This window comes from Streptomyces sp. NPDC051940 (assembly GCF_040680895.1).
Classification (GTDB): Bacteria; Actinomycetota; Actinomycetes; order Streptomycetales; family Streptomycetaceae; genus Streptomyces.
In genome coordinates this window covers 1-5,507 of sequence record NZ_JBFAXR010000243.1, presented here as the reverse complement: position 1 = coordinate 5,507, position 5,507 = coordinate 1, and the positions used below count along the sequence as shown (strand labels likewise).

Annotated in this window: 6 protein-coding genes and 1 pseudogene; 4 read left to right on the top strand and 3 right to left on the bottom strand. The window is 74.6% G+C overall.

Features of this window, described 5'->3' with window-relative positions:
• Nucleotides 1-1,051: helix-turn-helix domain-containing protein (locus AB0M28_RS39840; protein WP_365415633.1), on the bottom strand; the 1,051-nt coding region annotated here is incomplete at its 3' end.
• A 100-nt stretch (nucleotides 1,052-1,151) separates the two neighbouring features.
• Between AB0M28_RS39840 and AB0M28_RS39835 the strand changes: the two genes are divergently transcribed.
• From AB0M28_RS39835 to AB0M28_RS39820, 4 genes are all read left to right on the top strand, one after another.
• A complete protein-coding gene (locus AB0M28_RS39835; RefSeq protein WP_365415631.1) occupies nucleotides 1,152-2,396 on the top strand; it encodes an MFS transporter in 1,245 nt (414 codons plus the stop codon).
• Nucleotides 2,396-3,175, top strand: coding sequence for an HAD-IIA family hydrolase (locus tag AB0M28_RS39830; RefSeq protein WP_365415629.1), 780 nt, complete (start codon nucleotides 2,396-2,398; stop codon nucleotides 3,173-3,175). The genes AB0M28_RS39835 and AB0M28_RS39830 overlap by 1 nt, the downstream gene beginning before the upstream one ends.
• A gap of 122 nt (nucleotides 3,176-3,297) precedes the next feature.
• Nucleotides 3,298-3,906: a hypothetical protein gene (locus tag AB0M28_RS39825; RefSeq protein WP_365415627.1), complete on the top strand. Its 609-nt coding sequence runs from the start codon at nucleotides 3,298-3,300 to the stop codon at nucleotides 3,904-3,906.
• On the top strand, nucleotides 3,893-4,540 hold the full coding sequence (locus tag AB0M28_RS39820; protein ID WP_365415625.1) for a class F sortase: 648 nt from the start codon (nucleotides 3,893-3,895) through the stop codon (nucleotides 4,538-4,540). The genes AB0M28_RS39825 and AB0M28_RS39820 overlap by 14 nt, the downstream gene beginning before the upstream one ends.
• Here the strand turns inward: AB0M28_RS39820 and AB0M28_RS39815 are convergent.
• Nucleotides 4,524-4,886 (bottom strand): STAS domain-containing protein, encoded by a 363-nt coding sequence (locus AB0M28_RS39815; protein WP_365415623.1) that lies wholly within the window; start codon nucleotides 4,884-4,886, stop codon nucleotides 4,524-4,526. The genes AB0M28_RS39820 and AB0M28_RS39815 overlap by 17 nt on opposite strands.
• Before the next feature lie 522 nt (nucleotides 4,887-5,408).
• Nucleotides 5,409-5,507: pseudogene (locus AB0M28_RS39810) on the bottom strand (short-chain dehydrogenase/reductase); the annotation flags it as partial.

Sequence of the window (5,507 nt, the reverse complement as noted above, 5' to 3'; positions counted from 1 at the left end):
CCTGCGGCGGGCGGCCGCCGAGCGTGGCGAGGGTGAGCTTGGTGTAGTACGGGCCGCCCCACGCGAACGTGGCGGACTTCAGCGTCGTGTCGCCGCGCCGGTACAGCACCTGACGCCCGTCGCGCGCCTTCGCGACGAGCCCCGTCGCGTGCAGCACCCGCAGATGCTGCGACACCGCGCTCGGCGTGACCCGGAACCGGCGCGCGATCTCCACCGTGGGGAGCGGCTCCTCGAGCAGCAGGAGCAGCCGCGCCCGCGTCGCCCCGAGCAGGTCCACCAGCGCGCCGGGCGTGACCGGCGGCGGCGCCGTCCACAGCGTGCCCGTGCCCCGGCACGGGTACGCCAGCATGGGCGCCACCCGCGCCGTGACCGGCGGCGCGATGCGGTGCGCGAACACCGACGGCACCAGCAGCAGCCCCGTGCCCGGGGCCTCCGTCCGGTAGCCGGCGCCGAGCATCCGGTGCATCTCCAGCACCCCGTCGCGCCACTGCAGATCGGGGTGCATGCCGGCGAACAGCAGCCGCGCCCCGCCGGTGGCCAGCTGCCGTGCCCGGTAGGTCATGTCGGCCTCCAGGACGAGGCGCATCTGCGGCCACCAGGGTTCGAGCGCGGACTCCCAGTAGCGCCGCAGCACGTCGCAGACCGCGTCCCGCAGCGCGAGCACGGCCGCGTCGTCGCCGTCCGCCACGGCCCGCAGCGGCTCCGGCACCGGGTCCGGGGCGTGCGTGTCGCGCAGGTCCCGTCGTACGAGATCGGCGGAGGACCCGCGTACGACGGCGAGTTCGTCGGCGAACGACGGGGCGAACACCGTGGGGCGGGGCGTGGTGAAGTCGGGCAGCGTGCGGCGGCGGGCGACGAGCGAGAGGAGCAGCTCGGTGTCCGGGCCGCCGAGGTCCGCCAGGCCCGCGACGGCGGCCCTGCGCCAGGGCAGGTGGATGGCGGAGAGGCCGGGTTCGCGCAGGACGCGCAGGCTGCAGACCGTCTCGTGGAGCGGGGAGAGCGCGAAGCGCGTGTCGGCCAGGTCCCCGACGCCGAGGACGAAGCTGATCACGGCGCCGGGTGGCGGGCGGCGGCGTCCGTCGGAGGATTCGATCATTAAGCCATACGCTACATAAGTTCGGGCAGCGGATGCCATGCCGTGGACTTCCCCCATGACTCAACTCCTGAGCCGCCGGCTGATGCTGCTGATGGCCCTCACCTGTGCCGCGGCCGTCGGGAACCTCTACTTCGCGCAGGCCCTCACCCCGCTCGCCGCCGACGGGCTGGGCGTCTCCCCCGGCGCCGCGGCGCTCGCGGTCACCGCCACGCAGGTCGGCTACGCGGCCGGGAACTATCTGCTCGTACCCCTCGGCGACCGGCTGCCGCAGCGACCGCTGCTGGCCGTCCTGCTGAGCCTCACCGGGCTCGGCCTGCTCGCGGCCGGGCTGGCGCCCGGACTCCCCGTGCTCACCGCCGCCTCCGCGGCCGTCGGCCTCACGAGCGTCGCGGCCTCCGTGATCGGCCCGTTCGCCGCGGGGCTCGCCGCTCCGGAGCGGCGCGGGGAGGTCTCGGGGATGCTGGCGAGCGGGGCGATCGGCGGGATGCTGCTGTCGCGGGCGTTCGGCGGTTCGCTCGCCGACGCGCTGGGCTGGCGGGCGCCGTACCTCGCGGCGGCCGTGGTCATGCTGCTGCTGGCGTGGGTGCTGGCCGCGACCCTGCCGGCGACCGAGCCCACGGCCGCCGCCACCCCGTACCGCACGCTGCTCGCCGAGCCGTTGCGACTGCTGCGCGCCGAGCCCGAACTGCGACGCTCCTGCTTCTACCAGGCCACCGTGTTCGCCGGCTTCTCCGCCGTGTGGACGTGCGTCGTACTGCTGCTGACGGGTCCGGCGTACGGGCTGGGCGCCCCGGCCGCGGGCCTGCTGGCCCTGGTGGGGGCGGTGACCATGGTCGCCACGCCGCTGGCCGGGCGGCTCACCGACCGGCGCGGCCCGGACCTGGTGAACCTGGTCTGCCTGGTCGGCACCCTCGCCTCCGCGGCCGTCCTCGCCGCCGGCGCCGTGGGCGGGACGGCGGGGATGACGGCGCTGGTGGTCGGGACGCTGCTGCTGGACGTGGCGATGCAATGCGGGATGGTCGCGAACACGACCCGGGTGTACGCGCTGCGCGACGACGCCCGCAGCCGGCTCACCACGGCGTACATGACCTGCGCGTATCTGGGCGGGAGCGCCGGTTCGTGGCTGGGCGCGCGGGCCTGGGACGCGGCGGGGTGGCCGGGGGTGTGCGGGCTGCTGGCGCTGCTGTCGGGGGCGGCGCTCGTCCGCCATTCGGTACGTCGGTCCCCGGGCCGCACTCCTGCTCCGACCGGCCCGTACGCTGAGAGACGTACACCACATCGAACGCAGGAGACCCGTTGATGGCAGAGCGCAAGCCGATCGAGTCCTGGCTCACCGACATGGACGGCGTGCTGATCCACGAAGGGGTGCCCATCCCCGGCGCGGACGCCTTCATCAAGCGGCTGCGCGAGTCGGGGAAGCCGTTCCTCGTCCTCACGAACAACTCCATCTACACGCCCGGCGATCTGCACGCCCGCCTGTCCCGGATGGGGCTGGACGTGCCCGTGCAGAACATCTGGACGTCCGCGCTGGCGACCGCGAAGTTCCTCAGCGACCAGCGGCCGGGCGGCACGGCGTACGTCATCGGCGAGGCGGGGCTGACCACGGCCCTGCACGACTCCGGTTACGTGCTCACCGACCACGACCCCGACTACGTGGTGCTGGGCGAGACCCGGACGTACAGCTTCGAGGCGCTGACGAAGGCGATCCGGCTGATCGACCGCGGCGCGCGCTTCATCGCCACCAACCCGGACGAGACGGGTCCCTCCACCGAGGGACCGCTCCCGGCGACCGGATCGGTCGCGGCGCTGATCACCAAGGCGACCGGCAAGGACCCGTACTTCGTCGGCAAGCCGAACCCGCTGATGATGCGGGCCGGGCTGAACGCCATCGGGGCGCACTCCGAGTCGACCGCGATGATCGGGGACCGGATGGACACGGACGTGCTGGCGGGACTGGAGGCCGGCATGGAGACGTACCTGGTGATGACCGGACTGACCGACCGCGGTCAGGTGGGGCGCTTCCCGTTCCGGCCCTCGCACATCGTGGAGTCCATCGCCGACCTGGTGGACCTCGTCTGACGGCGGCTCACAGCTCCGTACGGGTGGATGGCCGCCCGTACGGAGCAACGGCGGGCCGTCGGGGGATGCGGGCGGGCGCCACGCGAACAGGCTGAAGGGACACGAGTTTCTTCGGAGGCGACATGTCCCGCGCCCGGGTCCCCCTGATCACTGTCACCGCGGCGATAGCCGTCGCCGCGTGCTCCTCCTGCGGGGGCAACGCATACGCACAGGGAGACGTCATCGTCTCCCCGCCCCAGGCCAGGCCGGGCATGGAGGTGGAGATCCGCACCGGCTCCTGCGACGGCGACTGGGCGACCGCCCGCTCGGAGGCGTTCACGGCGGAGGCGCAGATGGCGCCGTCCCCCGACGGCTTCCAGCTCTGGGGGGAGGCGCGGGTACGGCAGGACGCGCAGCCCCGGCAGTACGACGTACGGGTGCGCTGCGACGACGGCAAGCAGCTGACGGGCCGGCTCACGGTCTCCGGCGGCCAGCCCGGTCCCTCGCCCACCTGGTCCCACCACGACAACTGGCGCCCGCAGCCCTGGCGCCCGGTGCACGCCGGCGGCGGAGGCGCCGCGCAGCCCGGCACCGTCGTCGAGGCCGCGCCCTCCGAGGAGCCGGACACCCTCGCGGCCGTGCGCGGCGCGGCCGTCTCGTACGCGGACGAACTCGCCCTGGGGGCCGGGGCGGCGACCCTGATCGGCTTCGCCGGCCGCCGGCTGTGGATCCGCCGCCGTGTCCGGGACTGAGCGGGCGGGGATGTCGCCCCGGACGCTGAAGTTCCTCGCGTGGGCGGTGCTGCTCGGCGGGCTGTGGGTGTGGGGCCGTACGCACGGCGGCGCGGACGCGTCGGCGAACGCGGCGAACGGCTCGGTGCGGGAGCTCGAAGGGCCGGCACCGAAGGCGGTGAAGCCGCTGAAGGGCTCCGCGCCGGTGTCGCTGTCCGTGCCGGGTACGCGGATCGAGGCGCCGGTCGTCGAGCGGGGGCTGGACGACACGGGTGCGGTGGACGCGCCGCCGTTCTCCTCGCCGGAGGAGGTCGGCTGGTTCAAGGACGGTGCGCGGCCGGGGGCGGCGGGGGTGGCGACGTTCGTCGGGCATCTGGACACGGCCACCAAGCCGGCGGTCTTCTACCGGCTGGCGGATGTGCGGCCGGGCGAACAGGTGCGCATAGCGCGGGCGGACGGCACGACGGCGGTGTTCACGGTGAACCGGGTGGAGACCATGGAGAAGTCGTCCTTCGACGCCCGGCGGGTGTACGGGCAGCAGGTCAAGGGGCGTGCGGAGCTGCGGCTGATCACCTGCGGCGGGCGCTACGAGCCGACGCGGAAGACGTACTCCGCGAACCTCGTCGTCTCCGGCTATCTCACCGGGAGCCGGTGAGCGGGGGCCAGTCGGTGTAGATGTCGAACTCCGTGTCGAGCCTGGTCAGCCTCAGCACGCGCAGGATCCGCGGGGCGGCGCAGACCAGTCGGACGGAGCCGCCGAGCCTTCGGGCCCTGCGGCGGGACCTCACCAGCAGGGACAGGCCGCTGCAGTCGGCGAACGTCACCTCGCGCAGGTCGATCACGAGCGTGGGCGGTTCCGGGACGTCGGGGGCGGTCAGCGCGTCCAGCTCGGGCCCGAGCCGGCCCCCGGCGAAGGCGTCCAGCTCGCCGCCCAGTACGACCAGCGTGCAGCCGTCCTGCGCCTCTGTGCGCAGGGTGGGCAGCGAGTCGGTGCTCGTCATGGCGGCCTCGCCTCGGACGGTCGGAACGCGGTCCGGCACGCGGGCACGGACCCCCGGCCTGACGCCCCGAGCGTAGAACGCCCCCACACCCCCCACCGACACTTTCCACCAATCCTTGACACCCCCACCTCCTGTGCGCTAAGAGCACCGCTCGCTCTGGGACTCCACCCCCAACCTCCTGGTACGGGCGCCACCCGGGGGCGGACGGATACGCAGCAGCGGCACTCGCCAACTGACCGCCCCGGGCGGCTGCGCGCCCCGGCTCCACCCGCGCGGGGCAGCGGCGCGTCGCCGCAAGGGGCGGCCACCTGGCGGCCCCCGCACGGCCACACCCCTGCGGGCGGCTGGGCCGCCCAGAGGGCGGCACGGGCGGGCGCAGCGGCGTACCCGGCCCCGGCTCGAGGGGCGCCGCCAGGGCGGCCACCTAGCGGGCCCCGGGCGGCTGCGCGCCCGCCCCATCTGCGCGGGGCGGCGGCGCGCCCCTGGTCCCTCCGCGCGGGGCAGCGCGTCACTGCAAGGGGCGGTCACCTTCACCCCGAACGGGGCGACCTCGCCGGCCAGCACCTCGGAGAAGCCCTCCACGGCGAACTTCGCGCTCTGGTAGGCACCCATGCCGGGCGT